Origin of the sequence: Micromonospora sp. BL1 (assembly GCF_003667485.1) — a bacterium.
GTDB classification, from domain to species: domain Bacteria; phylum Actinomycetota; class Actinomycetes; order Mycobacteriales; family Micromonosporaceae; genus Micromonospora; species Micromonospora tulbaghiae.
In genome coordinates this window covers 1-25,547 of sequence record NZ_RCVK01000249.1, presented here as the reverse complement: position 1 = coordinate 25,547, position 25,547 = coordinate 1, and the positions used below count along the sequence as shown (strand labels likewise).

The window sequence follows — 25,547 nt, the reverse complement described above, 5'->3', positions numbered from 1 at the left end:
GGTCAGAAGCGGGCGGGCTCTCGGTAGACGCCCCACTCGGTGCGGAGGGCGTCGCAGATCTCGCCGAGGGTGGCCTCGGCGCGGACCGCGTCGAGCATGGCGGGGATCATGTTCTCGCCGGTCCGGGAGACCTCGACCATCCGCGCCACGGCGGCGGTGACGGCGGCGTCGTCGCGGGCCGACTTGCGCTCGGTCAGCACCCGGCGCTGCTCCAGCTCCACCTCGTGCGAGATGCGCAGGATCTCCAGGTCCTTGGCGACGGTCCCGGTGTGGCAGTTGACGCCGACGATCCGCTTGTCGCCCTTCTCCAGCGCCTGCTGGTAGACGAACGCCGACTCGGCGATGTGCCCGGTGAACCAGCCGTCCTCGATGCCGCGCAGGATGCCGGAGGTCATCGGGCCGATGGTGTGCGGGCCCTCGCCGCCGAGCTGCTTGATCCGGGCGAAGATCTCCTCCGCCTCGGCCTCGATCCGGTCGGTGAGCGCCTCGACGTACCAGGAGCCGCCGAGCGGGTCGGCGACGTTGGTCACGCCGGTCTCCTCCATCAGCACCTGCTGGGTACGCAGGGCGATCTCGGCCGACTCGTCGGTGGGCAGGGCGAGCGTCTCGTCGAGCGCGTTGGTGTGCAGCGAGTTGGTGCCGCCGAGCACCGCGGCCAAGGCCTCCACGGCCGTACGCACCACGTTGTTGACCGGCTGCTGCGCGGTCAGCGACACCCCTGCGGTCTGCGTGTGGAACCGCAGCCACTGGGCCTTCTCGCTGGTGGCGCCGTAGACGTCGCGCAGCCAGCGGGCCCAGATCCGGCGGGCGGCGCGGAACTTCGCGATCTCCTCGAAGAAGTCCACATGCGAGTCGAAGAAGAAGCTCAGGCCGGGGGCGAACGTGTTCACGTCCAGCCCGCGCGACAGGCCCAGCTCGACGTACCCGAAGCCGTCGGCCAGCGTGTACGCCAGCTCCTGCGCGGCGGTCGAACCGGCCTCGCGGATGTGGTAGCCGGAGACGGACAGCGGCTTGTACCGGGGGATCTCCCGGGCGCAGTACTCCATCAGGTCACCGATGAGGCGCAGGTGCGGCTCGGGGTCGAACAGCCACTCCTTCTGCGCGATGTACTCCTTGAAGATGTCCGTCTGGAGCGTTCCGTCCAGCGTGGACAAATCGGCGCCCTGCCGTTCGGCGGCGACCAGGTACATGCAGAAGACCGGCACGGCCGGGCCGGAGATGGTCATCGAGGTGGTCACGCCGGCCAGGTCGATGCCGTCGAACAGCACCTCCATGTCGGCGGCCGAGTCCACAGCGACGCCACAGTGGCCGACCTCGCCGAGCGACTGCGGGTCGTCCGAGTCGCGGCCCATCAACGTCGGCATGTCGAAGGCGACGGAGAGACCGCCGCCGCCCGCGCCGAGGATCATCTTGTAGCGCTCGTTGGTCTGCCGGGCGTTGCCGAAGCCGGCGAACTGCCGGATGGTCCAGGTCCGCCCGCGGTAGCCGGTCGGGTACAGACCCCTGGTGTACGGGAACTCGCCCGGCCAGCCGATCCGCTCGAACCCGGGGTACGCGGTGTCCTCCGGCGGGCCGTACACCGGCTCGACCGGCATTCCGGACAGCGTGGTGAAGTCCGCGTCGCGCTTGCGGGCGGCGTCGTAGCGGGCCTGCCAGCGGGCCCGACCGGCGGCGATCTCGTCAGCGTCCATGCGCGGAGCTCCTTCTCAAGTCGTCGTCCCGGTTCCGAGTGTAGAGCGAGATCCTGAACGATCCTTAAGGGCTCGCGTACCGGCCGGTAACCCGGCGATCGGCCCCACCGAGGCGACCCATCACCGTCGATCCGCAGGTCAGGGCCCTGTCTCACGTGGCGGACGGCTGCCCGGCGCAGCCTCCCGGCGAGCCGGTTCCCGTGCCACACTCCCGCCGTGGGCAATCGAATCGCGACCCGGCTGATTACCTAGGCGGCGTACGCCTCCGCGTGCGTCGCCGGCCAAGCCAACCTGTCGGCTCGTCCCTGTGAGGCCCCCGTGAGCGCGTCCGCATCCACCCCCGCAACCGTCGATCTTCCCCGGCCCGACCCCGGCCGCCGCCCGCACGACGAGCCCGCCGACGAGCACGGCACGCCGTGCACGATGGTGGTCCACCTCGGCGTGGGTCACTCCACCACCGGGCTGCTCAAGGTGCTGTCCGTGCTGCACTCCCGCCGGGTCGCCGTGTCACACGTCCAGTACGTGCAGTGCCCCGACCGGTCCGCGGTGATGATCGTGGAGTGCTCCCCCGCCACGGCGCCCATGGAGACGGTCCGCAAGAGCGTCGCGAACGCCGTGCCGGTGGTCAGCGTCAGCGTGCACAGCGCCCCGGGCCGCGACGGCGTCCGGCGCCTCCGGTCGGGCCGCGGCACCCACAGGTGACCGGTCAGCCGGCGACCGCCGGGCCGCCGGCGCGCATGACGTCCCGGGCGGTGAGCGCCACGTGCAGCGACAGGCGCCGTTCGCTCGAATCCAGGTCGACGCCGAGCACCCGCTCGATCAGCTCCAGCCGCTGGTACAGCGCGGACCGCGACAGGGACATCGCGTCCGCCGCGCGCCGCTTGTTGCGCCCCTCCACGAGGTACGTCTCCAGCAGGGCGACGTGGTTGGTGCCGTGGCGCTGGTCGTAGGAGAGCAGCGGGCCCAGCTCGCGCTCGACGAACGTCTGCAGGCGCACGTCGTCGCGCAGCAGGTACAGCAGGCCCCGGAGACGGACGTCGTGCAGCCGGTAGAACGGGCGCGGCTCGGCGGTGTGCACAGTCGCGTCGGCGACCTGCGCCGCCTCGACCAGTGAGCGCCGGGCCAGGTCGAGCGTCCGGACCACCGATCCGGCGGCGACCACGACGTCCGATCCGGCCCGGTGGCCCGCCCGGGTGAGCGCGGCGGACAGGCTCCCCAGCGCGGCCTCGTCGGAGCCGGTCCCGTCGAGCGCGACGAGGAGGGTGACGCCGGTGCCGCCGGCCGCCTCGTCCACGTCGCCGACGAGCGCGGCGAGCCCGCACTCGCGTACCGCCGTCTCGACCGCGTCGAGCAGTTCCCGCCGGCGCGCGTTCGCCTCGCCGCCGGTGGCCGGGGCCGGCCGGCGACGCCGGACCACGACGCCGAGCAGCAGTCGCTGCTCCAGGACGACACCGAGCCCGCGCGCCCGCAGCGCCACGTCCCGGGTGGGCGCCGAGTGGTTGACGAGGCTCAGCAGCAGGCTGCTGCGGGCCTGCCGCTCGACCGACGACGAGTCCCGGGCGACGAGCTGGTTCAGCGCGATCGTGGACGCGGCCCGTTCCAGCAGCACCCGGGTCCGGGCCGGCGGCTCCTGGTCGCACAGCAGCACGAGCCGCCCCCACCGGTTGCCCCGCGCCTCGACGCCCGTCACCAGCCAGCCCGAGCGCGGCTCGTAGCCGGTGCCGGACGGGACCTCGACCGCGCGGGAGCGGGTCTCCCAGCGGTCGAGCAGTTCCTCGACGGTCAGCGGGCCGGTCTCGTACGCCAGCACCTGGTGCGCGAGGTTCTCCAGCACGGCGGGACGCCGGGACAGGCGGGTGACCTCGCGGAGCACCTGCCGGGGCTCGGCGCCCTCCACCGACAGCTCGGTGAAGACGCGGTGGATCTCGTCCTTCGCGAGCAGGTCGGCCGTCTGCTCCTCGACGATCACCGAGTGGACGACCTCGGTGACGGCGACGAACCGCATCTCGCGCCGGAGCGCGATGAGGGGCAGGTTCCGGCTGCGGGCGTGCTCGACCAGCCCGGCCGGCAGGGTGCCGCCGAACCGGCGGCCCAGCTCGACCACCACACCCGCCGCCCCGACGGCCGCCAGGCCGTCGATCCACCGGCGCAGCCCGTCGTCGTCGGGGGGCAGGCCGATGCCCGTGGTCAGGACCAGTTCGCCGCCGCGGAGCAGGTCGGCGATCTCGGGGATCTCGGCGACGTGCACCCAGCGCACCGGCGCGTCCAGCCGGTCCCGGCCCGCCAGGACGCGCGGCCCGGCCTGCTGCAACGCCGGCAGTTCGAGCACGTCGCGGACGGTCATCGGCATCGGAGCGCCTCCCCCTTCCCTCCGGCGCACAGTATGTGCGCTTCCCGGGGACGGGAACGACACAGTGCCCATTGCCCGGACCTGGGGAAGCGCAGATGATCCCGGGCATGACCCAGACAGCACCCGGCACCGCGCCCGCTCCCGTCCCGCTGGAGCGGGTGACCCACTGGATCGACGGCAAGCCGTTCGCCGGCGTCACCGAGCGTGCGGCCCCAGTCTACGATCCGGCGCTGGGCACGGTCCGGACGGAGGTGCCGCTGGCCTCCATCGACGAGGTGGACCAGGCCGTCGCCTCGGCCGCCGCCGCGTTCGCCTCCTGGCGGACCTCGTCGCTGACCAAGCGCACCCAGGTGCTGTTCGCGTTCCGCGAGCTGGTCAACCAGCACAAGCAGGAGCTGGCCGAGCTGATCACGGCCGAGCACGGCAAGGTCGTCTCGGACGCCCTCGGCGAGGTCACCCGCGGCCTGGAGGTCGTCGAGTTCGCCTGCGGGATCCCGCACCTGCTCAAGGGCGGCTACTCCGAGGGCGTGTCCACGAACGTGGACGTCTACTCGATCCGCCAGCCGGTCGGCGTCTGCGCCGTCATCTCGCCGTTCAACTTCCCGGTGATGGTCCCGATGTGGTTCGTGCCCATCGCCATCGCGGCCGGCAACACCGTCGTGCTCAAGCCCAGCGAGAAGGACCCGTCCGCGTCGCTGCTCGTGGCCCGGCTCTGGGAGCAGGCCGGCCTGCCCGCCGGCGTGTTCAACGTCGTGCACGGCGACAAGGTCGCCGTGGACCGGCTGCTGGAGCACCCCGAGGTCAAGGCGGTGTCGTTCGTCGGCTCCACGCCGATCGCCCGGTACGTGTACGAGACGGGCACCCGCAACGGCAAGCGCGTCCAGGCCCTCGGCGGCGCGAAGAACCACATGGTGGTGCTGCCGGACGCCGACCTGGACCTGGCCGCCGACGCGGCGGTCAACGCCGGGTTCGGCTCGGCCGGCGAGCGGTGCATGGCGATCTCGGCCCTGGTGGTCGTCGAGCCCGTCGCCGACGACCTGGTGGCCCGGATCCGCGAGCGCATCGCCACGCTGAAGGTCGGTGACGGGCGGCGCTCGTGCGACATGGGCCCGCTGGTCACCCGGGAGCACCGCGACCGCGTCGCGTCGTACCTCGACGCGGGCGTCGAGGCCGGCGCCGAGCTGGTGGTGGACGGCCGTGAGGTGCGGGTCGACGGCGACGAGTCCGGGTTCTGGCTCGGGCCGAGCCTGCTGGACCGGGTGTCGCCGGAGATGAGCGTCTACACCGACGAGATCTTCGGGCCGGTGCTGTCGGTGGTGCGCGTCGGCAGCTACGACGAGGCGCTCGCGCTGGTGAACGCCAACCGGTACGGCAACGGGACGGCCATCTTCACCAACGACGGCGGCGCGGCTCGCCGCTACCAGAACGAGGTCGAGGTCGGCATGGTCGGCGTCAACGTGCCGATCCCGGTGCCGATGGCCTACTACTCCTTCGGCGGCTGGAAGGACAGCCTCTTCGGCGACTCGCACGCCCACGGCGCCGAGGGCGTGCACTTCTTCACCCGCGGCAAGGTCGTCACCTCCCGGTGGCTCGACCCCAGCCACGGCGGGATCAACCTCGGCTTCCCCGAGAACGTCTGAGCAGCGGAAGAGAGAACGCCGATGAGCAGCAGCGCACAGCGCACCTACGAGCTCGACCGCGCCCACGTCTTCCACTCCTGGTCCGCCCAGTCGCTGCTCGACCCGATGGTGGTCGAGCGCGCCGAGGGCTCGTACTTCTGGGACGGCGACGGGAACCGCTACCTGGACTTCTCGTCCCAGCTCGTCAACACCAACATCGGCCACCAGCACCCGGTGGTGGTCGCGGCGATCCAGGAGCAGGCGGCGCGCCTGTGCACTATCGCGCCGTCGTACGCCAACGACGTCCGGGGCGAGGCGGCCCGGCTGATCACCGAGCTGACCCCGGCGGGCCTCGACAAGGTCTTCTTCACCAACGGCGGCGCGGACGCGATCGAGCACGCCGTCCGGATGGCCCGGCTGCACACCGGCCGGCCGAAGGTGCTGTCGCAGTACCGCAGCTACCACGGCGGCACCCAGACCGCGGTGAACCTGACCGGCGACCCGCGCCGCTGGCCCAGCGACAACGGCACCGCCGGGGTGGTGCACTTCTTCGGCCCGTTCCTGTACCGGTCGGAGTTCGGCGCCACGACCGAGGAGGAGGAGTGCGCGCTCGCGCTGCGCCACCTCGAACGCGTCGTGGAGATGGAGGGCCCGTCCACCATCGCCGCGATCGTCCTGGAGACGGTGCCGGGCACCGCCGGCATCATGCCGCCGCCGCCGGGCTTCCTCGCAGGCGTACGGGAGCTGTGCGACAGGCACGGCATCCTCTACGTCGCCGACGAGGTGATGGCGGGCTTCGGGCGTACCGGCGCCTGGTTCGCGCTGGACCACTACGGCGTGACGCCCGACCTGATCACCTTCGCCAAGGGCGTGAACTCCGGTTACGTCCCGCTCGGCGGTGTGGTGATCGCCGACCACGTGGCCGAGACGTTCGCCACCCGCGCCTACCCCGGCGGCCTGACCTACTCCGGTCACCCGCTGGCCACCGCCGCCGCCGTCGCGACCATCAACGTGATGCGGGACGAGCGGATCGTCGAGAACGCCGCCACGATCGGCGCCGACGTGCTGGGCCCGGGGCTGCGCGAGCTGGCCGACCGGCACCCGAGCGTCGGTGACGTACGCGGCCTCGGCGTGTTCTGGGCGCTGGAACTGGTACGCGACCGCGAGACGAAGGAGCCGCTGGCGCCGTACGGATCGTCGTCGCCGGAGATGAACGAGGTGCTGGCCGCGTGCAAGCGGGGCGGCCTGGTCGCGTTCGCGAACTTCAACCGGATCCACGTGGTGCCGCCGTGCACCGTGTCGGAGACGGAGGCCAAGGCGGGCCTGGCGATCCTCGACGAGGCGCTGACACTCGCCGACCGCCACACGGTCTGAGGCAATGCCCACCACCGCCCGCCGGGTCCACCCCGGCGGGCGGTCCCGTATCCGAGAGATCCGCGAGACGGCCGGCGACCCCGGTGACGCGGAGACCGACGCACCCAGAAGGTGACGAATGACTACCGTAGATCTCGCCGACCCACCGGTCACCAACCCGTTCACCGGCACCACCGGACTTCCGCGCACGTCCGAGGGCTGGACCCAGCTCGTCACCCCGGACGGGCGCCTGCACCCCGAGGTCGACGCCGACCGCGACGCGCTCGGCCGCCTCACCCGTGACCTGTACCGGGGGATGCGGCTCGCCCGCCGCCTCGACGACGAGGCGTTCGCGTTGCAGCGACAGGGCGAGCTGGGCCTGTGGCTGCAGTGCCGCGGCCAGGAGGCCGCCCAGGTCGGTTCCGTCGCGGCGGTACGCGCCGACGACTACGTCTTCCCGAGCTACCGGGAGCACGCCGCGGCGCTGTGGCGCGGCATCGGCCCGGTCGACCTGCTGCGCCAGTGGCGCGGCGTCGCGCACAGCGGCTGGGATCCGGAGCCGTACTCGTTCCACATCTACACACTGGTCCTGGCCGCCCAGCTGCTGCACGCCACCGGGTACGCCCTCGGGGTGCAGCGCGACGGCAGCGACACGGTCGTCGTGACGTACTTCGGTGACGGCGCCGCCAGCGAGGGCGACGCGAGCGAGGCCATGAACATCGCCGCCGTCAACGCCGCCCCGATGGTGTTCTTCTGCCAGAACAACCAGTGGGCCATCTCGACCCCGACGGCGTCGCAGACGCGTACGCCGATCCACCGGCGCGGCGCCGGGTTCGGCCTGCGCAGCGAGTGGGTCGACGGCAACGACGTGCTGGCGGTGTACGCGGTGACGTCAGCGGTGACCGCGCACGCCCGGTCCGGCAACGGTCCCGCGATCGTCGAGGCCACCACGTACCGGATGGGTGGGCACAGCACGTCGGACGACCCGACCCGGTACCGCACCGACGACGAGCTGGAGGCGTGGCGGGCGCGGGACCCGCTGGCCCGGGTCGAGGCGCTCATGCGCGCCGAGGGCTGGAGTGACGAGGCGTTCCTCGGCGAGATCCAGGCCGAGGCGGACGAGCTGGCCGACCGTACCCGCCGGGAGTGCCTGGCGCTGACGGCGCCGGACCTCGCGGACGCCTTCGCCACGGTGCTGGCCGACGTGCCCCCGCTCCTGCGGGAGGAGCGCGACGCGTTCGTCGCCTACCGCGCCTCCTTCCTCGACTGACGCCCGCCCGCGATCGGAGAACTCGTTCATGCTCACCCTCTGTCAGGCACTGAACAGCGGCCTGCGCCGCGCCATGGAGGACGACGACAAGGTCCTCCTGATGGGCGAGGACGTCGGCCGGCTCGGCGGCGTCTTCCGGGTCACCGACGGTCTCCAGAAGGACTTCGGCGAGGCCCGGGTGGTGGACACCACCCTCGCCGAGTCCGGGATCATCGGCACCGCCATCGGGCTGGCGCTGCGCGGCTACCGCCCGGTCTGCGAGATCCAGTTCGACGGTTTCGTCTACCCCGCGTTCAACCAGATCGTCTCCCAGCTCGCCAAGATGCGGGCGCGCACCGGCGGCCGTACCGGCCTGCCCGTGGTGGTGCGGATCCCCGTGGGCGGCGGCATCGGCGCGGTGGAGCACCACAGCGAGTCGAACGAGGCGTACTTCGCGCACACCGCCGGGCTGCGGGTCGTCTACTGCGCCAGCCCGGACGACGCGCACTGGATGATCCGCCAGGCCGTCGCCGGTGACGACCCGGTCATCTTCTACGAGCCGAAGCGCCGCTACTGGGTCAAGGGCGAGGTGACAACCGCCGGGCCGCCGCTGCCGCTGGACCGCGCCCGGACCGTGCGGCCGGGCACCGACGTGACCCTGCTGACGTACGGCGGCACGGTCGCCACCTGCGTCGCCGCCGCCGAGGCCGCCGCTCAGGAGGGCCGCGACATCGAGGTGATCGACCTGCGGTCCATCTCTCCGCTGGACGTGGCGACCATCGAGGAGTCCGTGTGCCGTACCGGCCGGGCGGTGGTGGTCCACGAGGCCCCCACGTTCGCCGGGTTCGGCGCCGAGGTCGTCGCGCAGGTCACGAGCCGGTGCTTCTACTCGCTGGAGGCGCCGGTCGAGCGGGTCGGCGGCTTCAACCTGCCGTACCCGCCGGCCAAGGTCGAGGAGGAGTACCTGCCCGACCTGGACCGGATCCTCGACGCCGTCGACCGCGTCCTGGCCGCGTGAAGGGAGAGGTACCAGTGAGCGTTCAACAGTTCCGCCTGCCCGACGTCGGCGAGGGCCTCACCGAGGCCGAGATCGTCACCTGGCGGGTCGCACCGGGCGATCCGGTCCGCCTCAACGATGTCCTGGTGAACATCGAGACCGCCAAGGCCGTGGTCGAGCTGCCCAGCCCGTACGCCGGCGTGGTGGACCGCCTCCTCGCCGAGGAGGGGCAGACCGTCGACGTCGGCTCGCCGATCATCGCGATCCGGACGGCGGGCGACGACCCTGCGGCCCCGGCCGTCGACGAGCCCGCCGCCGCGACGCCGGCCGGGGACGAGCCGGCCGTGGAGCGCACCGCCGTGCTCGTGGGCTACGGGGTGTCGGCCCAGGCGCGGACGCGCCGGCCGCGCCGCGCGGCGCGGTCCGTCCGCCCGGCCGAGCCCGCCCGCGGGCCGCACACGTCCCGGCCGCCGGTGCTCACCAAGCCGCCGCTGCGCAAGCTCGCGAAGGACCTCGGTGTGGAGCTGACCGAGGTACGCGGCAGCGGCCCCGGCGGCCGGATCACCCGCCAGGACCTGCTCGACCACACCACCGGCCCGGCGCCCGTGGCCGACCACCGGCGGGACGAACGCCTGCCCGTGCGCGGGGTCCGCAAGGCGACCGCCGCCGCCATGGTCGCCAGCGCGTTCACCGCGCCGCACGTCACCGAGTTCCTCACCGTCGACATGACCGGCACGGTCGAGTTCGTGGACCGGCTGAAGCAGGACCCGGCCTTCCAGGGGGTGAAGGTCAGCCCGCTGCTCGTGGCGTCGCTCGCGGTGCTGGACGCCGTCCGCCGGTACCCGGACGTCAACGCCCGCTGGGACGAGGAGAACCAGGAGATCGTCCGGTTCGCCGACGTCAACCTGGGCATCGCTGCCGCGACGCCGCGCGGCCTGCTCGTACCGAACGTCAAGGCCGCGCAGAACCTTCCGGTACGGGATCTCGCGGTGGCCCTGAACGAGCTGGCGGCCACCGCGCGGGAGGGCCGCACCCGTCCCGCCGACCTGTCCGGCGGAACGATCACCATCACCAACATCGGGGTGTTCGGGGTGGACGCCGGCACCCCGATCCTCAACCCCGGTGAAGCGGCGATCCTCTGCCTCGGCGCGCTGCGCCGGATGCCGTGGGTGGTCGACGAGCAGGTCGTCCCCCGGTGGACGGTGCAGTTGTCGCTGTCGTTCGACCACCGGCTGGTGGACGGCGAACTGGGCAGCCGGGTGCTCGCCCACGTCGGGCGGTTCCTGGAGGACCCGCTGTGGGGCCTGGCCCTGCGCTGAGGCCCCCGGTAGGCGGACGGCGCGCGGACGGACGACGAGGTCCGTCCGCGCGCCGTCGCCGTACGCGCGGCGCGCGTCAGTCCACGACCTCGAACCCGACGCCGGCGGACGGCCGCGGCGCGACGCCGCCCGCCGGCGCGATCGGTTCGCCGACCTCCTCGGACGCGGCGAGCCGGAACCGCACGTACTCCAGCTCGCCGGAGAACTCGTGCCGGGCCGGGTAGCTCGGCGACACCGGCGAGTGGATGCTGCGCCCGACGTCCATGCCCGCGAAGCCGTGGAAGAACGGCAGCAACTGCGGGAACAGCGCCTCGCCCGCCGCCTCGCCGTCCACGTACAGACGGCCGGTGCCCTGGCAGTCGGCGGTCTTCGTCAGCTCGAAGGTCAGCTCCACCGGGCCCAGCGGCAACTCGCCCTCGGACCGCAGCACGTAACGGGTGCCGAGGTGGTTGTACTCGTACACCAGGTGGTTGTCCTGGATGTGCAGCACGTAGCCGCCGCTGACGTTGCCGAGCGCCACGATCACGCCGCCCTGCGCCGCGTCGGTGCGGCGCAGGCGCGCGGTGATGGCGTGCGAGCGGTTCATCGTCGGCGGCACCGCCGCGCCGGAGATCGTCGGTACGCCCGCCAGGTACGTGAAGACCAGCCGGTCCCGCACCGACCCGGGCCGTGGCACCCGGGCCCGGATCGCGAATCCCCTGTCGTCCAGCGGCAGCACGTCGTAGCGGGCCGCCTCGATCCAGAACTCCTCGATGAGACGCCGCAGCACCTCCGGGTACTCGGCGGCCAGGTCGCGGCTCTCGGTCGGGTCCTCGTCGATCCGGTACAGCTCCCAGCGGTCCTCGTCCCACGAGGTGCCGCGCTCGTGGAACGCGACCGCCTTCCAGCCCTGGTGGTAGATGCCGCGGTGGCCGAACATCTCGAAGTACTGGCGGTCCCGCGACGGCGGCGCCGCCGGGTCGCGCAGCCCGTCGCGGAAGCTGCGGCCGTGCAGCGGCATCTGCGGTACGCCCCGGCGCACCGCGGGCGGCTGCACCCCGACCAGGTCGAGCACCGTCGCGGTGACGTCGATGCTGTGCTGGAACTGCGTGCGCACCTGCCCGCCGGGCACGTCACCGGCCGGCCAGCTCAGCACGAACGGCACCCGCACCCCGCCCTCGTGGGTGTGCTGCTTGTAGCGGCGGAACGGGGTGTTGCTCACCTGCGCCCAGCCCAGCGGGTAGTTGCTCTGCGCCCGCGGGCCGCCGATCTCGTCGATCCGGGCCAGGCTGTCCCGGAGGTTCTCCGGCACCCGGTTCTGGAAGGCCGTGGGGTTGAGCGTGCCGAGCGGCGTGCCCTCGGGGCTCGCGCCGTTGTCCGACATGACGACGAAGATGGTGTCGTCCAGCCGGCCGATCCGTTCCAGGAAGTCGACCAGGCGCCCGAGCTGGGCGTCGGTGTGGTCGACCATCGCCGCGTACGCCTCCTGCATGCGGGCGAACAGGCGCCGCTGCTCCGGCGGCACGTCGTCCCACGGGACGACGCCGGGGTTGTGCGGCGGCAGCGGCGCGTCCGGCGGGATGATGCCCAGCCCGATCTGCCGCCGGTGCCGGTCCGCGCGGACGACGTCCCAGCCGGCGTCGTAGCGGCCCCGGTACTTCGCCAGGTACTCCGGCGGCGCCTGGTGCGGCGCGTGCGCGGCGGCGTACGCCAGATAGAGGAAGAACGGCTTCTCCGGGGTGAACGACGTCTGGTCCCGGACGAACCCGATGGCCCGGTCGGTCAGGTCCTCGGTGAGGTGGTAACCCTCCTCCGGGGTGGCCGGCGGGTCCACCTGGTGGTTGTCGTGGACCAGCTCCGGATAGAAGTTGTCGGTCTCGGCCTCCAGGAAGCCGTAGTACCGCTCGAAGCCACGGCCCAGCGGCCACTGGTCGTACGGGCCGGACGGCGTGGTGTGCTCCAGCGGCGCGACGTGCCACTTCCCGACCGCCATGGTGTTGAATCCGGCGTCGACCAGCATCTCCGCGACTGTGGCGGCGGCGTGGGTGATCCGCCCCCGGCCACTGGGGAAGCCGCTGTCGAAGTTGGACAGCATGCGCATGCCGACGCTGTGGTGGTTGCGGCCGGTGAGCACGCTGGCCCGGGTCGGCGAGCACAGCGGCGAGGTGTGGAAGTTGGTGTACCGCAGCCCGGAGGCGGCCAGCCGGTCGATCGTCGGGGTGTCGATCTCGGCGCCGAAGCAGCCGAAGTCGGCGAACCCGACGTCGTCCAGCAGCACGTACACCACGTTCGGCGTACCCGCGGCGGCCGACTGGGGCGCGCTCCAGTGTTCCGTCGACTCGTCGTAGGTGCGTCCGATGGTCCCCTCGTACGGAGGGTCCGCCAGAGGTCCGGTCACGGTACGCCTCAGCCGGCCGTCGTGCCGCCGTCGAGGACGAGCGTGTGGCCCGTGATCATGCGCGCCTCGTCGCTGGCGAGGAACACCACCGCGTCGGCGGAGTCGCGCGGCGTCGCCATGCGGCCCAGCGGGATCGACGCCCGGAAGTTCTCCCGCGCGCTGTCCGGCACGTCGCCCATCCCGCCGAGGAACGCCGAGAGCATCGGCGTCTCGGTCGCCGCCGGGGCGATCGCGTTGACCCGGACGCCGTGCGGCGCGAGTTCCAGCGCCAGCGCCTTCATCAGGCCGATGACGCCGTGCTTGGCGGCGGTGTACGGCGCGTACCGGGGGCGGGCGATGACCGCCTGGAGCGACGCGGTGAACACGATCGCGCCGCCACCGGCTTCGATCAGCGCGGGCGCGGCGGCCTGCGCGGTCCAGAACGCGCCCTTGAGGTTCACGTCGACCACGCGGTCCAGCGTCGCCTGGTCCACCTCGTCCAGCGGGCCGGTGAACGGCGTACCGGCGTTGGCGTGCATGAGGTCGAGCCGGCCGAACCGCTCGACGGCGGTTTCGACGGCGGCGCGGCAGTCAGCGGCCCGGGTGACGTCGCAGGCCACGCCGACCACGGCGGACCCGAACCCGGCGGCCGCCTCGGCGGCGCGGTCGCCGTCGAGGTCGGCGATGACCACGCGCGCGCCCTCCTCGACGAGCCGGCCGACGGTGGCCAGTCCGATGCCGCTGGCGCCTCCGGTGACGACGGCGACGCGGTCAACCAACCTCATGTGCTGCTCCTGTTGAATCGGTCCAGGAGGTCGCCGCTCAGGGTGGGCACCGCGGACAGCAGCCTCTGGGTGTAGGGGTGCCGGGGGTCGGAGTAGATCGATTCGGTCTCACCCGTCTCGACGATCCGGCCCTGGTTCATCACCGCGATCCGGTCGCAGAGGTACCGGACGACGGACAGGTCGTGGGAGACCAGGATCAGGGTCAGCTTGAACTGCTCGGCCAGGTCGGTGAGCAGGTTGAGGATCTGCGCGCGCACCGAGACGTCGAGCGCGCTGACCGGCTCGTCCCCCACGATGACCTTCGGCCCGGCCGCGAGGGCACGGGCGATGGCGATGCGCTGCCGCTGACCGCCGGAGAACTGGTGCGGGTAGCGGGTCACCGCCTCCTCGGGCAGGCCCACCGAGTGCATCAGCTCGGCCACGCGGGCCCGGTGGTCGCCGGGCAGGCGCAGCGCGCGCATCGGCTCCGCGATGATGTCCGCGACGCGCATCCGCGGGTTCAGCGACGACATCGGGTCCTGGAGCACCATCTGCACGTCGCGGCGCAGGAACCCGAGCCGCCGCTCCGGTACGCCACTGATCCGCTGGCCCTGGTAGAACGCGGTGCCGGAGGTCGGCTGGTCGAGGGCCATGAGGATGCGCGACAGCGTGGACTTGCCGGAGCCGCTCTCCCCCACGATGCCGAACGCCTCGCCCTCGTGGACCTGCACGCTCACGCCGTCGAGCGCGCGGATCGGCCGGCCCGGCGTACGCAGCGACCGCCGCGGGGCGCGGTACTCGCGCACCACGTCGACGGCTTCCAGCAACGGGGTGGTGGTCATGCGCTGGCCTTCCCGCTTCCTAGGGACTGGTCGCTCTCGATCGGGTGGTGGCAGGCCGCCCGCTGGGTGCTGCCGGGCGGTGCTGTCAGCAGCGGGACCGTGGCGCAGACGTCGTCGGCGCGCGGGCAGCGGTTGCGGTACACGCAGCCGGTGGGGAACGACCCGAGCGACGGGACGCGGCCCGGGATGGTGGACAGCCGGCCGCTCCCGTCGGTGCTCTCCAGCACCGTGGACGCCCGCAGGCCCGCCGTGTACGGGTGCCGGGGCGAGTCGAACACGGTCGCCACGTCGCCGTGCTCGACGATCGAGCCGCCGTACATGACGAGCAGTTCCTCGCAGATGCTGGCGACGACCGGCAGGTCGTGCGTGATGAGCAGCAGCGACGCGCCCTCCTCGCGCACCAGCGTGTCCATCAGCCGCAGCATCTCCGCCTGCACCGTGACGTCCAGCGCGGTGGTGGGCTCGTCCGCGACCAGCACGGCCGGGTCGCACGCCAGCGCGATGGCCAGGACGACGCGCTGGCGCTGGCCGCCGGAGAGCTGGTGCGGGTACTTGCGCGCGGTGCGGTCGGGCTCGGGGAGCTGGACCCGTTCGAGCAGTTCGACGGTCCGGGCCGAGGCCGCGGCGCGGCTCATCCCCTTGTGCAGCCGCAGCGACTCGGCGACCTGGTTGCCCACCCGCATCAGCGGGTTGAGCGCCGTCATCGGCTCCTGGAACACCATGGCGATGTCGTTGCCGCGGACCGCGCACATCTCCTTGTCGGACAGGTCGAGCAGGTTCCGGCCGTTCAGCAGCACCCGGCCGGACGCGGTCACGCCGTGGGGCAGCAGGCCCATCAGCGCGAGCGCGGTCAGGGACTTGCCGCAGCCGGACTCGCCGATGAGCCCCATCCGCCGGCCCCGCCCGATCTCGAACGAGACGCCCTTGACGGCCTGGATGTCGTGGACCTTGACGACGAGGTCCTCCACCACGAGCCCGCTCACGCCGCTCACCGTCCTCTCAGCCGCGGGTCGAGGGCGTCGCGCAGCCCGTCGCCCATGAGGTTGAAGCCGAGCACCGACAGGGCGATGGCCAGACCGGGCCAGACGGCGAGCATCGGCTGCACGACGAAGTAGTTCTGGGCCTCCTGGAGCATCCGGCCCCAGGTGGGGGTCGGTGGCGGGGTGCCGTACCCGAGGTAGGACAGCGCCGCCTCGGCCAGCACCGCGTGCGCGAACGACACCGACGCCTGCACGATGAGCAGGGCCGCGATGTTCGGCAGCACGTACCGGACCATGAGCACCACGCCGCGGCGGCCGTAGCTGCGCGCGGCCAGCACGAAGTCGCTCTGCAGCACCTGCATCGCGCCGGCCCGGGTGAGGCGGCCGAACACCGGGACGTTCGCGACGCCGATCGCGATCATGCCGGTGAGCGTGGAGGCGCCGAAGCCGGCGGCCAGGATGATCGCCAGCAGGATGGCCGGGAACGCGAACACGATGTCCAGCGCCCGCATCACCGGCTCGCTGAGCCAGCGGTGCCCGGTGGCGGCGAGCAGACCCAGCGGTACGCCGACAGCGGCGGCGATGGCGACGGCGACGACACCGACGAACAGTGTGGTCCGCGCGCCGACGAGGAGCTGGCTGACGATGTCCCGGCCGAAGTGGTCGGTGCCGAGCCAGTGGTCCCCGCCCGGGGAGAGCAGCGTCTGCGACGGGTCGACCCGGGTGGGGTCGTACGGCGTCCAGAGGAACGACACGAGTGCGGTGAGGACGACCAGGCCCACCAGGCCGGCGCCGATCACCAGCGTGAGGTTCCAGCGGCGGCGCGGCTTGACGGGGCCGGCCGCGACGACGTCGGCGGTGGCGTCCGGTGGGGCGTCGGCGACTGATGTCATGCCTTGCTCCTCAGCCTGGGGTCGACCGCGTGGTACACCACGTCGACGACGAAGTTGATCAGAAGCACCGCGGCGGTCAGCACCATCACGGTGCCCTGCACCTTCAGCAGGTCGCGGTTGCCCACGTCCTGCAGCAGCATCCGGCCGAGACCGGGCAGGCCGAAGACGTTCTCGATCACGACGGTGCCGATGAGCAGCGTCGCGAGTTGCAGGCCGAGGACGGTGATGACCGGGATGGCCGCGTTGCGCAGCGCGTGCCGGGTCAGCGCCTGCGAGCGGCTGAGGCCCTTGGCCCGCGCGGTCTGGATGAAGTCCTCCTGCATGACCTCGACCACCGCGGACCGGACGTAGCGCATCAGGATCGCGCCCTGGGCCACGCCGAGGACCAGCGCCGGCATCAGCAGGGCCTGCACGGCGCCGCCGACGTCGTCCCACCCGGTGAACCCGCCGGCGGGCAGCCACTGCAACTTCACCGCGAACACGGTGATGAGCAGGATGCCGAGCCAGAACGACGGAACGGCGATGCCGACCTGGCTCAGCGCGGACAGCGCCGTCCCGATCGCGGTACGGCTCTTCACCGCGGCGAGGATGCCCAGCGGCACGGCGATGAGCAGCGCCAGCGTCATCCCGGCCAGGATCAGCGGCACCGTCACGCCGAGCTTGTCGGCGATCTCCGAGCCGACCGACACCCCGCTCAGCGGCGAGATGCCGAAGTCACCGCGGATCAGGCCGCCGGCCCAGTCGAGGTACCGCTCGGTGAACGGCCGGTTCGTGCCGAACTGCTCCCGCAGCGCCTCCAGCGCCTCCGGGGTGGCGTTCACGCCGAGCATCGCCTGCGCCTGGTCGCCCGGCAGCAGCGCCAGCATCGTGAAGACGAGGATGGACGCGGCGAACAGCGATACCGCGAGGATGGCCAGCCGCCGGACGAAGTAGATCACCATGCGTGTGTGCTCCCACTCCGAGTCATGGCCTGATCATCACCATCTTGGTCACGGTCAGCTCCTCCATGGCGAAGCGCGGTCCCTCCCGGCCGATGCCGGAGTCCTTGACGCCGCCGTACGGCATGTTGTCGGCGCGGAAGCCGGGCACCTCGTTGACCAGCACACCACCGACGTCGAGGCGGCGCACGACGTCGAGGGCGACCGCCAGGTCACGGGTGAAGACGGCGGCCTGGAGCCCGTAGCGGGACCGGTTGACCAGCTCGACCGCCGCGTCCATGTCCGGCACCGACCGGACGCAGACCACCGGACCGAAGATCTCCTCCGCCCAGCACTCGGCGTCCTCGGGGACGTCGACGAGCACCGTCGGTTGCAGCACCCGGCCCTGCGCCGTACCGCCGGCCAGGCAGCGGGCCCCGGCGGCGACCGCGCGGTCCACCCACGAGTGCACCCGCTCGGTGGACGCCTCGTCCACCAGCGCGGACACGCGGGTGTCGGCGGACCGGGGGTCGCCGGTGGCGACCGTCGCCAGCAGCGGCTGGAGGCGTTCCAGCAGCGCCTCGCGGACCGGCTCCTCGACGATCACCCGCTGCACGCTGATGCACGCCTGGCCCGAGGCGTAGAACCCGCCGCGTACGACCGCCTCGGCGGCCCGGTCGAGGTCGGCGTCGCGGCCGACGACGAGCGCCGCGTTGGACCCGAGTTCCAGCAGCACCTTGCGCGGGGCCGCGGCGCGGGCGATCTGGTGGCCGACGTGCGCCGACCCGGTGAACGACACGGCGGCGACGGCGGGGTGCGTGGTCAGGAGCTTGCCGACCTCGACGCCACCGGTGACGAGCTGGACCCCGGCGGCCGGGCAGCCCGCCCGCCGGAACAGGTCGACCAGCACCAGCGTGGCCAGCGGCGTGTTCGGCGCCGGCTTCACGATCACCGGGCAGCCGGCCGCGACCGACGGCGCGACCTTGTGCGCGGCCAGGAGCAGCGGGTAGTTGAAGCCGGTGATGCCGACGACGACACCGACCGGGCGGCGTACCCAGAAACCGAGCATGCCCTCGCCGGCCGGCTGCATGTCCAGCGCCACCGTCTCGCCGGTCAGGTGCCCGACCTCCTCGGCGGCCGTCTCCAGCGTGACGAGCGTCCGGGCGACCTCGACCCGGCAGTCGACGAGCGGCTTGCCGGTCTCCAGGACCAGCAGCTCGGCCAGCGAGTCGGCGCGGGCGCGCACCTCGGCGGCGACTGTCGTCAGGATCGCGCGCCGCCGGTGGCCGGGCAGGCCGGCCATCTCCGCGGCGGCCTCCCGCGCGGCGTCGACCGCCGCCTCCGCGTCGCCGGGGTCGCCCCACGGCGCCTGGGTCACGGTGCTGCCGTCGTACGGGAAGCGCACCGGCGCGGTCTGCGCGGTGGTGGTCCAGCCCGCGCCGATCGGCAGCCCGGCGGGCAGCGCGGTGAGCAGCTCCTGCGCGGTCACGACGCCGCACCCGCCCGGGCGCCGGTGGCACCGGTGAGGAAGGCCAGCGCCGCCTCGGCGTAGACCTTCGTCTTGCGGACGATGTCGTCGACCTCGACGTACTCGTCGGGCTGGTGGGCGATCCACTTCGGGCCGGGGCCGTACACCACGTTCGGGATGCCGCTGTCGCGCCACAGGATCGTGCCGTCGGTCGCGCCGGGCACGCCGCCGAAGACGGGCTCGGCGCCGGTGACCGCGCGGTGCGCCTCGGCCACGGCGAGCGAGACCGGGTGGTCCTCCGGGGTGACCGCGCACGGCCGGTCGTCGACGACCTCGACGGCGAAGGTGACGCCGTGCCGGGCGCCGATGACGTCCGCGTCGGAGCGGACGCGCGCGGCGAGCGCGGCGTGGTCGACACCGGGTACGGTCCGGCAGTCCACGCCGAGCACGGCGCGGCCGGGGATGACGTTGAGCTGGTCGGCGGAGCCGGCGTCCAGGACCGTGGGAGTCAGGTACGTCAGGCCGAGGTGCACGTGCTCACCCGGGTCGGCCTGCAGCTCCTTCTGGAACCGGCCGAGCGCGGCGACCAGCTCGGCCACGGCGGGGACGGGGTTGCGGCCGTGCTGCGGCATCGCGCCGTGCGCCATCTTGCCGGTGCAGGTGACCAGCAGCCGGACGGCGCCCTTGGCGACCGCGCAGATCTCCTCCGCCTCCGGCTCGCAGATGATCGCGGCGTCCACCTCGCGGGCCAGCGCTGTCGTGGTGAAGTGCTTCGCCCCGAGCATCTGGCCCTCCTCGTCCACCAGGGCCGCCACCACGATCCGGCCCGGGAACGGCCCGGCCAGCTCGACGGCCCGGGTCGCGTGGATCATCGCGGCGACACCGGCCTTCATGTCGGCGGAGCCGCGACCGTACAGCCGCCCGTCGACGATGTCACCGCCGAACGGGTCGACGGTCCACTCCTCGGGAGCGCCCTCGGTGACGACGTCGGTGTGCCCCTCGAACATCAGCGTCGGGCCGGGCAGGCCGCCGTCCACCACCGCGACGACGTTGGGACGCCCGGGGACGACCTCGGTGACCTCCGGCCGCCAGCCGAACCCCCGCATGACCTGCGCGACGAGTTCCGCCACGGGCTGCTCGCTACGCCCGCGCCCGGCGTCCCAGGTCGAGGGGATGCGGACCAGGTCCTGGGTGAGCGACACGACGGCTTGCTCGTCCACGAGATGGCCGGCGCGGAGGGAGGCGTGGGTGTCCGACGTCATGGCGTCGGAGGTTACGAACTCCGACCCCGGAGGGGAACGTCCAGTTTCCGGGTCGGCGGGGGTACCAGTCGCGGCCGGACCTGGTCTTCTACGGCCGCGGCGACCCGCCGCACCCCCTCGTCGATGCGGTCCAGCGGCATCACCTGGTACCCCAGGCGCAGGTGGTGACGCGGTGCCGGCCGGGCCGCCCAGTACGGCGCGCCGGGGTCGAGCAGGACACCCTGCCGGCGCAGCTCGCGGGCCAGCTCCCCGGCGTCCAGCCCGGGCGGGCCGGTGATCCACCGGGCCAGCCCGCCGCGCGGCACCGGCTGCGGTCCCCAGCGCACGTGCCGCTCGACCGCCCGCACCATCTCCTCGTACAGCCCCTGGTAGTGGGCGCGGACGCGGCGCACGTGGCGGGCCAGGTCCCGGCTGGCGATCATCTGCGCGAGGGCGCATTGCATCGGGCCGGGCGGGTGGCGCAGCACGTAGCGGGAGCGGGCCCGCATGGCGTCCACGAGCGCCGGGGACGCCACCACGTAGCCGAGCCGCAGCCCCGGTGCCAGCAGCTTGCTGAAGCTGCCGAGGTAGACGACGCGGTCCTCGTCGTCGAGCGCCCGCACCGCCACCGCGGGCATCCCCCGGAACGTCATCTCCGGGTCGTAGTCGTCCTCGATCACGACCGCGTCCGCCGCGCCGGCCCGGCGCAGCAGCTCCTCACGGCGGGACGCCGACATGGTCGCGCCGGTCGGGTACTGGTGGCTCGGCGTCACGTACACGAGCTGGGCGCCGTGCAGGTCGGCCGGCAGGTCCTCGACGACCAGGCCGTCCTCGTCGACCCGGCCGGGCACCACGTCGGCGCCGGCCATCTGCATGATCGTCCGCGCGTCGGGGTAGCCGGGGTCCTCGACGAGCACCACGCTGCCCGGCCGGACGAGGACGCTCGCCAGCAGGTGCAGCGCGTGCGTCGAGCCCAGCGTGATCATCACCTGGTCCGGGTGGGCGGAGATGCCGCGCGCGGGCAGCACGTGCTCGCAGAGCTGACGCACCAGCTCCGGGTCGTCGGCCTGCCCGGCGTCCCCGATGACCCGGGACAGCCCGTCCTGCCGCAGCGCCTCGCGCTGCGCCCGCTCCCACGCGCCGATCGGGAACATGGACGGGTCGGGCTGGCCGACCACGAAGGGGAACGGCGCCCGCGCCCAGGCCGGATCCCGGTGCACCGGCGTGGGCGGCGGTTCCGGCAGCCGCGCCGCCCAGTCGATCGGCTGCATCGGGGAGCGGGCGGTCCGCCGCGCGGCCCGCATCCGCACCACCGCGTCGGAGGAGACGTAGAGACCGCGCCGCGGAACGGTCACGATCAGACCCTGCTCCATGAGCCGGTCGTACGCGGTCAGCACCGTGTTCCGGGAGACGCCGAGCGCCTCGGCCAGGCGGCGCGTGCTCGGCAGCGGGCCGTCGTCGTACTGCCCGGCGAGGATGGCGTCCTCTAGCCCGGTGATGATCTGTTCGTAGAGCGGAACCGTGCTCTGCGGGTTGACCGGCAGCAGGAAATCCGCCACCTCGACCTCCCACTCCCGCGGGGGTCTCGCCTCGTCCCGTCGTCGTACGCCCTGCACACGCCCTATGCGTCCCGCTGGTACCAGCCTAGCCGGAGACCTGGACCTGTTGCGGAGGGCCCGTTCCCGCCACGCTTGGCCGGGCGATGGCAGGTGACGGTCTCCTGCACGCGGACAGGGGTGGACTCATGAGCGCCCAGCGAATCGCGCTGGTGCCCGGCGACGGCATCGGACCGGAGGTCACCGCGCAGGCGGTCAAGGCGTGCGACGCCGCCGCCCGACGGTTCGGGATCGACCTGGTCTGGGAAGACTACGAACTCGGCGCGGACTACTGGCGGATCACCGGCCAGGTCGTGCCGCCGGACGTGGAACAGGAACTGGCCAAGGCGGACGCCATTCTCTTCGGCGCCGTCGGCGACCCGTCGGTGCCGCCCGGCGTGCTGGAACGCGGCCTGGTCATCCACCTGCGGACCGCGTTCGACCAGTACGTGAACCTGCGTCCGGTCAAGCTGCTGCCCGGCGTGCCCACGCCCATCGGCGGCCTGCGACCGGAGCAGTGCGACCTGGTGATCCTGCGGGAGAACACCGAGGGCGCGTACGTCGGCGCGGGTGGCTTCATCCACCGGGGCGGGCCGGACGAGATCGCCACCCAGGAGTCGGTGAACACCCGCAAGGGCGTCGAGCGCCTCATCCGGCACGGCTTCCGGCTGGCCCTGGGCCGCCGCAAGCACGTCACGCTGGTGCACAAGGCGAACATCCTGACGTACGCCGGTGACCTGTGGCAGCGGACCTTCGAGGAGGTCGCGGCGGAGTATCCGGACATCGAGGTGGACTACGTCCACGTCGACGCGATGTGCCTCTACCTGGTGACGCAGCCGGAGCGGTTCGACGTGGTGGTCACCGACAACCTGTTCGGCGACATCATCACCGACCTGGGCGCGGCCGTGCAGGGCGGTCTCGGCCTGGCCGCGAGCGGCAACCTCAACCCGACCGGGTCGGCGCCGAGCATGTTCGAGCCGGTGCACGGCTCCGCGCCGGACATCGCCGGCCGTGGCTGGGCCAACCCCGCGGGCTCGATCCTCAGCGCCGCGCTGATGCTGGAGCACCTGGGCCACCCCGAGGCGGCCCGCTGCCTGGAGGACGGCGTGAAGGCGGTGCTGCCCCGCCTGGGCGCCATGCGCGGGCCGGAGATGGGCATGTCGACCGAGGACTTCGGCGACGCGGTCGCGGCCGTCATCGGCGAGGGCGCGTACCAGGCGGACGCCCTGCCGGCGTGACGCGGATGTGAGCACCGAACCGGTTCCGGACGGCGGCGGGGGCACTTCCCCGCCGCCGCCGTGTTGCGCGCCGAAACGCCCGCCCGCCGCCGCCGGCACCGGCGCCGCGGCGGGCGCGAGCGCCGTCCGCTCACCGCACGGGGGTACGGACGACCTGATCGCGCTGCCCGGTGGCACCTTCCTCATGGGCACCGACGACCCGGAGGGCTTCCCGGACGACCTGGAGGGACCGGTCCGCCCGGTGACCGTGGGCCCGTTCGAGATCGCCGCCACGCCGGTGACGAACCGGCAGTTCGCCCGCTTCGTCGACGCCACCGGCTACCGCACGGACGCGGAACGGTACGGCTGGTCCTTCGTCTTCCACCTGCTGCTGGCGCCGTCCGCGCGTCCGCATGTGCTGGACGCCTCCGTGCCGCAGGCGCCGTGGTGGCTGGCCGTCGAGGGGGCGCACTGGGCCGCCCCGGACGGGCCCGGGTCGGGCGTACGGGGACGCGAGCGACATCCGGTCGTGCACGTCTCGCACCGCGACGCCGAGGCGTACTGCCGCTGGTCCGGTACCCGGCTGGCCACCGAGGCCGAGTGGGAGTACGCGGCACGCGGCGGCCTGTCCCGGGCCCGCTACGCCTGGGGCGACGAACTGACCCCGGACGGGCGGCACATGTGCAACATCTGGCAGGGCGCCTTCCCGGCTGTCAACACCGCGGACGACGGGTTCGCAGGCACCTCTCCGGTGACCGCGTTTCCGCCGAACGGCTACGGCCTGTACGACGTCGCGGGCAACGTTTGGGAACTCACGGCCGAACCCTGGCGCGACCGCCGCGGCCGCATCTCACCAGGTGAGAGCGTCATCAGGGGTGGTTCGTACCTGTGCCACGACTCCTACTGCAACCGTTACCGCGTGGCAGCACGGAGTCGGACCACCGTTGACTCCTCGACCGGCAACACCGGGTTCCGGGTGGCCCGGTAGCCGGACGCTGATTGGTACCTGCCGACCCCGCTGAACTGGCCCTTTTGCATCGGGTACCACGCTCATAGTGTCCCGCCTCACAGGCTACGAGCGCCCTTGGCGTTCTTCGCGATGGGACACACGAATGAATCGGCTGAAGATAACGCTGCCCGCCGTGCTGCTCGCCACGGCGCTGGCTCTGACCGCGTGCAGTAGCGACGGCGACTCGAAGACCACCACCGGCGGTGGTTCCGGCAACGGTACGGTCACCCTCGGCGCCTACCTCGAGCCGGTGAGCCTCGACCTGACCGCCGAGGCCGGCGCCGCGATCCCGCAGGTCCTGCTCTACAACGTGTACGAGGGCCTGGTGCGCCAGAACGCCGACACCGGCGAGGTGGAGCCGCTGCTGGCCAGCGAGTGGAAGGTGTCCGACGACGGCACCAAGTACTCGTTCAAGCTCCGCGACGGCGTGACCTTCCACGACGGCCAGAAGCTCACCGCGCAGGACGTGGTGTGGAGCTTCAAGCGGGTGACCGCCGAGGGCTCGACGAACCCGTTCAAGTCGCAGATGACAGTCGTGAAGACCGTCGAGGCGCCGGACGCGTCCACAGTGGACGTGACGCTGTCCCGGCCCAGCCAGAGCTGGCTGTTCGACGTCGCCGGCCGCGTCGGCGTGGTGCTCAAGGAGAACGCCACCGACCTGGGGACGAAGCCGAACGGCACCGGCCCGTTCAAGTTCGACAAGTGGAACCGCGGCGACAGCATCACCCTGGTCCGCAACGACGGCTACTGGGGCGAGAAGGCGAAGGTCGGCACCGCCGTCTTCCGGTACATCACCGACGCCAACGCGCTCAACAACGCGATGCTCTCCGGCCAGCTCGACATCGTGGCGAACATCCAGGCGCCGCAGCTGCTCGAGGTGTTCAAGGGCAACAAGCAGTTCGAGGTGGTCGAGGGCAAGACGACCGGTGAGGTCGTCCTGGCCATGAACAACGGCAAGGGCCCGCTGGCCGACGTCCGGGTGCGCCAGGCCATCCGCCACGCGATCGACCACGACGCGCTCATCAAGACCGTCTGGTCCGGCTACGGCACGAAGATCGGCAGCATGGTGCCGCCGAGCGACCCCTGGTACGAGGACCGCACCGGCGACTTCCCGCACGACCCCGCCAAGGCCAAGCAGCTGCTCGCCGAGGCCGGTCACGCAGGCGGGCTCACCCTGACCATGGACGTCCCGCCGCCCGGCTACGCCCGCGCGTCCGCGCAGTTCGTCGCCTCGCAGCTCGCCGAGGTCGGCATCAAGGTGACCCAGAACAACGTCGAGATGCCGCAGTGGCTCGACAAGGTGCTCGGCAAGGCCAACTACGACCTGTCGATCATCGCCCACGTCGAGCCGCGTGACCTGGTCCGCTACGGCCAGCCGGACTACTACTACCGCTACAAGAACCCGGCCGTCACGCAGCTCATGAACGAGGCCGACACGGCCCTGGACGCGGCGACCCGGGACAAGAAGTTCGCCGAGGCCGCCAAGGTCATCTCGCAGGAGGCGGCCAGCGACTGGCTCTTCCTGCTGCCGAACCTCGCGGTGATCCGCGACGGCGTGGAGGGCTACCCGAAGGACGCGGTGACCCAGTCCTTCGACGTCACCAAGGTCTCCAAGAAGTAACTCGGTTCCACGCGAGAAGGACCTGGTGGGCTCCGCCCACCAGGTCCTTCTCGCATTCCCCCGCTC

20 protein-coding genes are annotated in these 25,547 nt (G+C 72.5%); 9 read left to right on the top strand and 11 right to left on the bottom strand.

All coding sequences use genetic code 11. From position 1 onward, the window contains the following. Positions 1-2: 2 nt before the first annotated feature. Entirely contained in the window at positions 3-1,691 is a 1,689-nt protein-coding gene (locus tag EAD96_RS17205) for a methylmalonyl-CoA mutase (protein ID WP_121685044.1), read from the bottom strand. 318 nt (positions 1,692-2,009) lie between these two features. Here EAD96_RS17205 and EAD96_RS17200 point away from each other — a divergent pair, with 318 nt between their 5' ends. Next, positions 2,010-2,393: a hypothetical protein gene (locus tag EAD96_RS17200; protein WP_121685043.1), complete on the top strand. Its 384-nt coding sequence runs from the start codon at positions 2,010-2,012 to the stop codon at positions 2,391-2,393. A gap of 4 nt (positions 2,394-2,397) precedes the next feature. Here EAD96_RS17200 and EAD96_RS17195 read toward each other — a convergent pair whose 3' ends face one another. Next, the gene (locus EAD96_RS17195; protein ID WP_121685042.1) at positions 2,398-4,041 is read right to left on the bottom strand and encodes a PucR family transcriptional regulator ligand-binding domain-containing protein; all 1,644 of its coding nucleotides are present in this window, start codon (positions 4,039-4,041) and stop codon (positions 2,398-2,400) included. A gap of 149 nt (positions 4,042-4,190) precedes the next feature. Between EAD96_RS17195 and EAD96_RS17190 the strand changes: the two genes are divergently transcribed. The 5 genes from EAD96_RS17190 (at position 4,191) to EAD96_RS17170 (ending at position 10,578) form a co-directional block, all read left to right on the top strand. Continuing rightward, the gene (locus EAD96_RS17190; RefSeq protein ID WP_199733206.1) at positions 4,191-5,681 is read left to right on the top strand and encodes a CoA-acylating methylmalonate-semialdehyde dehydrogenase; all 1,491 of its coding nucleotides are present in this window, start codon (positions 4,191-4,193) and stop codon (positions 5,679-5,681) included. 21 nt (positions 5,682-5,702) lie between these two features. Next, positions 5,703-7,034: an aspartate aminotransferase family protein gene (locus EAD96_RS17185; RefSeq protein ID WP_121685040.1), complete on the top strand. Its 1,332-nt coding sequence runs from the start codon at positions 5,703-5,705 to the stop codon at positions 7,032-7,034. A 118-nt stretch (positions 7,035-7,152) separates the two neighbouring features. Next, the gene (locus EAD96_RS17180) at positions 7,153-8,283 is read left to right on the top strand and encodes a thiamine pyrophosphate-dependent dehydrogenase E1 component subunit alpha (RefSeq protein ID WP_121685039.1); all 1,131 of its coding nucleotides are present in this window, start codon (positions 7,153-7,155) and stop codon (positions 8,281-8,283) included. Positions 8,284-8,311: 28 nt separating this feature from the next. Beyond that, positions 8,312-9,280, top strand: coding sequence for an alpha-ketoacid dehydrogenase subunit beta (locus tag EAD96_RS17175; RefSeq protein WP_121685038.1), 969 nt, complete (start codon positions 8,312-8,314; stop codon positions 9,278-9,280). Between the two features lie 14 nt (positions 9,281-9,294). Continuing rightward, on the top strand, positions 9,295-10,578 hold the full coding sequence (locus EAD96_RS17170) for a dihydrolipoamide acetyltransferase family protein (protein WP_121685037.1): 1,284 nt from the start codon (positions 9,295-9,297) through the stop codon (positions 10,576-10,578). Positions 10,579-10,654: 76 nt separating this feature from the next. Here the strand turns inward: EAD96_RS17170 and EAD96_RS17165 are convergent, their stop codons facing one another. The 9 genes from EAD96_RS17165 to EAD96_RS17125 are packed head-to-tail and all read right to left on the bottom strand — an operon-like array spanning position 10,655 to position 21,598. After that, positions 10,655-12,955: an arylsulfatase gene (locus EAD96_RS17165; RefSeq protein ID WP_121685036.1), complete on the bottom strand. Its 2,301-nt coding sequence runs from the start codon at positions 12,953-12,955 to the stop codon at positions 10,655-10,657. An 8-nt stretch (positions 12,956-12,963) separates the two neighbouring features. Then, positions 12,964-13,719, bottom strand: coding sequence for an SDR family NAD(P)-dependent oxidoreductase (locus tag EAD96_RS17160; protein ID WP_121685035.1), 756 nt, complete (start codon positions 13,717-13,719; stop codon positions 12,964-12,966). Beyond that, positions 13,716-14,540: an ATP-binding cassette domain-containing protein gene (locus EAD96_RS17155; protein ID WP_121685034.1), complete on the bottom strand. Its 825-nt coding sequence runs from the start codon at positions 14,538-14,540 to the stop codon at positions 13,716-13,718. The genes EAD96_RS17160 and EAD96_RS17155 overlap by 4 nt, the downstream gene beginning before the upstream one ends. Then, positions 14,537-15,523: an ABC transporter ATP-binding protein gene (locus EAD96_RS17150; RefSeq protein WP_233585911.1), complete on the bottom strand. Its 987-nt coding sequence runs from the start codon at positions 15,521-15,523 to the stop codon at positions 14,537-14,539. Before EAD96_RS17150 ends, EAD96_RS17155 begins: the two co-directional genes overlap by 4 nt. Before the next feature lie 5 nt (positions 15,524-15,528). Further along, the gene (locus EAD96_RS17145) at positions 15,529-16,413 is read right to left on the bottom strand and encodes an ABC transporter permease (protein ID WP_013288207.1); all 885 of its coding nucleotides are present in this window, start codon (positions 16,411-16,413) and stop codon (positions 15,529-15,531) included. Continuing rightward, on the bottom strand, positions 16,410-17,354 hold the full coding sequence (locus tag EAD96_RS17140) for an ABC transporter permease (protein WP_104114889.1): 945 nt from the start codon (positions 17,352-17,354) through the stop codon (positions 16,410-16,412). The genes EAD96_RS17145 and EAD96_RS17140 overlap by 4 nt, the downstream gene beginning before the upstream one ends. 22 nt (positions 17,355-17,376) lie before the next feature. Continuing rightward, a complete protein-coding gene (locus EAD96_RS17135; protein ID WP_121685032.1) occupies positions 17,377-18,819 on the bottom strand; it encodes an aldehyde dehydrogenase family protein in 1,443 nt (480 codons plus the stop codon). Then, complete coding sequence (locus tag EAD96_RS17130; RefSeq protein WP_121685031.1) at positions 18,816-20,060, bottom strand: M20 family metallopeptidase; 1,245 nt, start codon at positions 20,058-20,060, stop codon at positions 18,816-18,818. The genes EAD96_RS17135 and EAD96_RS17130 overlap by 4 nt, the downstream gene beginning before the upstream one ends. An 11-nt stretch (positions 20,061-20,071) precedes the next feature. Further along, the gene (locus tag EAD96_RS17125) at positions 20,072-21,598 is read right to left on the bottom strand and encodes a PLP-dependent aminotransferase family protein (protein ID WP_121685030.1); all 1,527 of its coding nucleotides are present in this window, start codon (positions 21,596-21,598) and stop codon (positions 20,072-20,074) included. Positions 21,599-21,783: 185 nt separating this feature from the next. Between EAD96_RS17125 and EAD96_RS17120 the strand changes: the two genes are divergently transcribed. From EAD96_RS17120 to EAD96_RS17110, 3 genes are all read left to right on the top strand, one after another. Then, complete coding sequence (locus EAD96_RS17120; protein WP_121685029.1) at positions 21,784-22,872, top strand: 3-isopropylmalate dehydrogenase; 1,089 nt, start codon at positions 21,784-21,786, stop codon at positions 22,870-22,872. A gap of 7 nt (positions 22,873-22,879) precedes the next feature. Then, positions 22,880-23,839 carry a formylglycine-generating enzyme family protein gene (locus EAD96_RS17115; protein WP_121685028.1) on the top strand — a complete coding sequence of 320 codons (960 nt, stop codon included), beginning with the start codon at positions 22,880-22,882 and terminating at the stop codon, positions 23,837-23,839. A gap of 124 nt (positions 23,840-23,963) precedes the next feature. Further along, complete coding sequence (locus tag EAD96_RS17110) at positions 23,964-25,481, top strand: ABC transporter substrate-binding protein (RefSeq protein ID WP_121685027.1); 1,518 nt, start codon at positions 23,964-23,966, stop codon at positions 25,479-25,481. Positions 25,482-25,547: the final 66 nt, after the last annotated feature.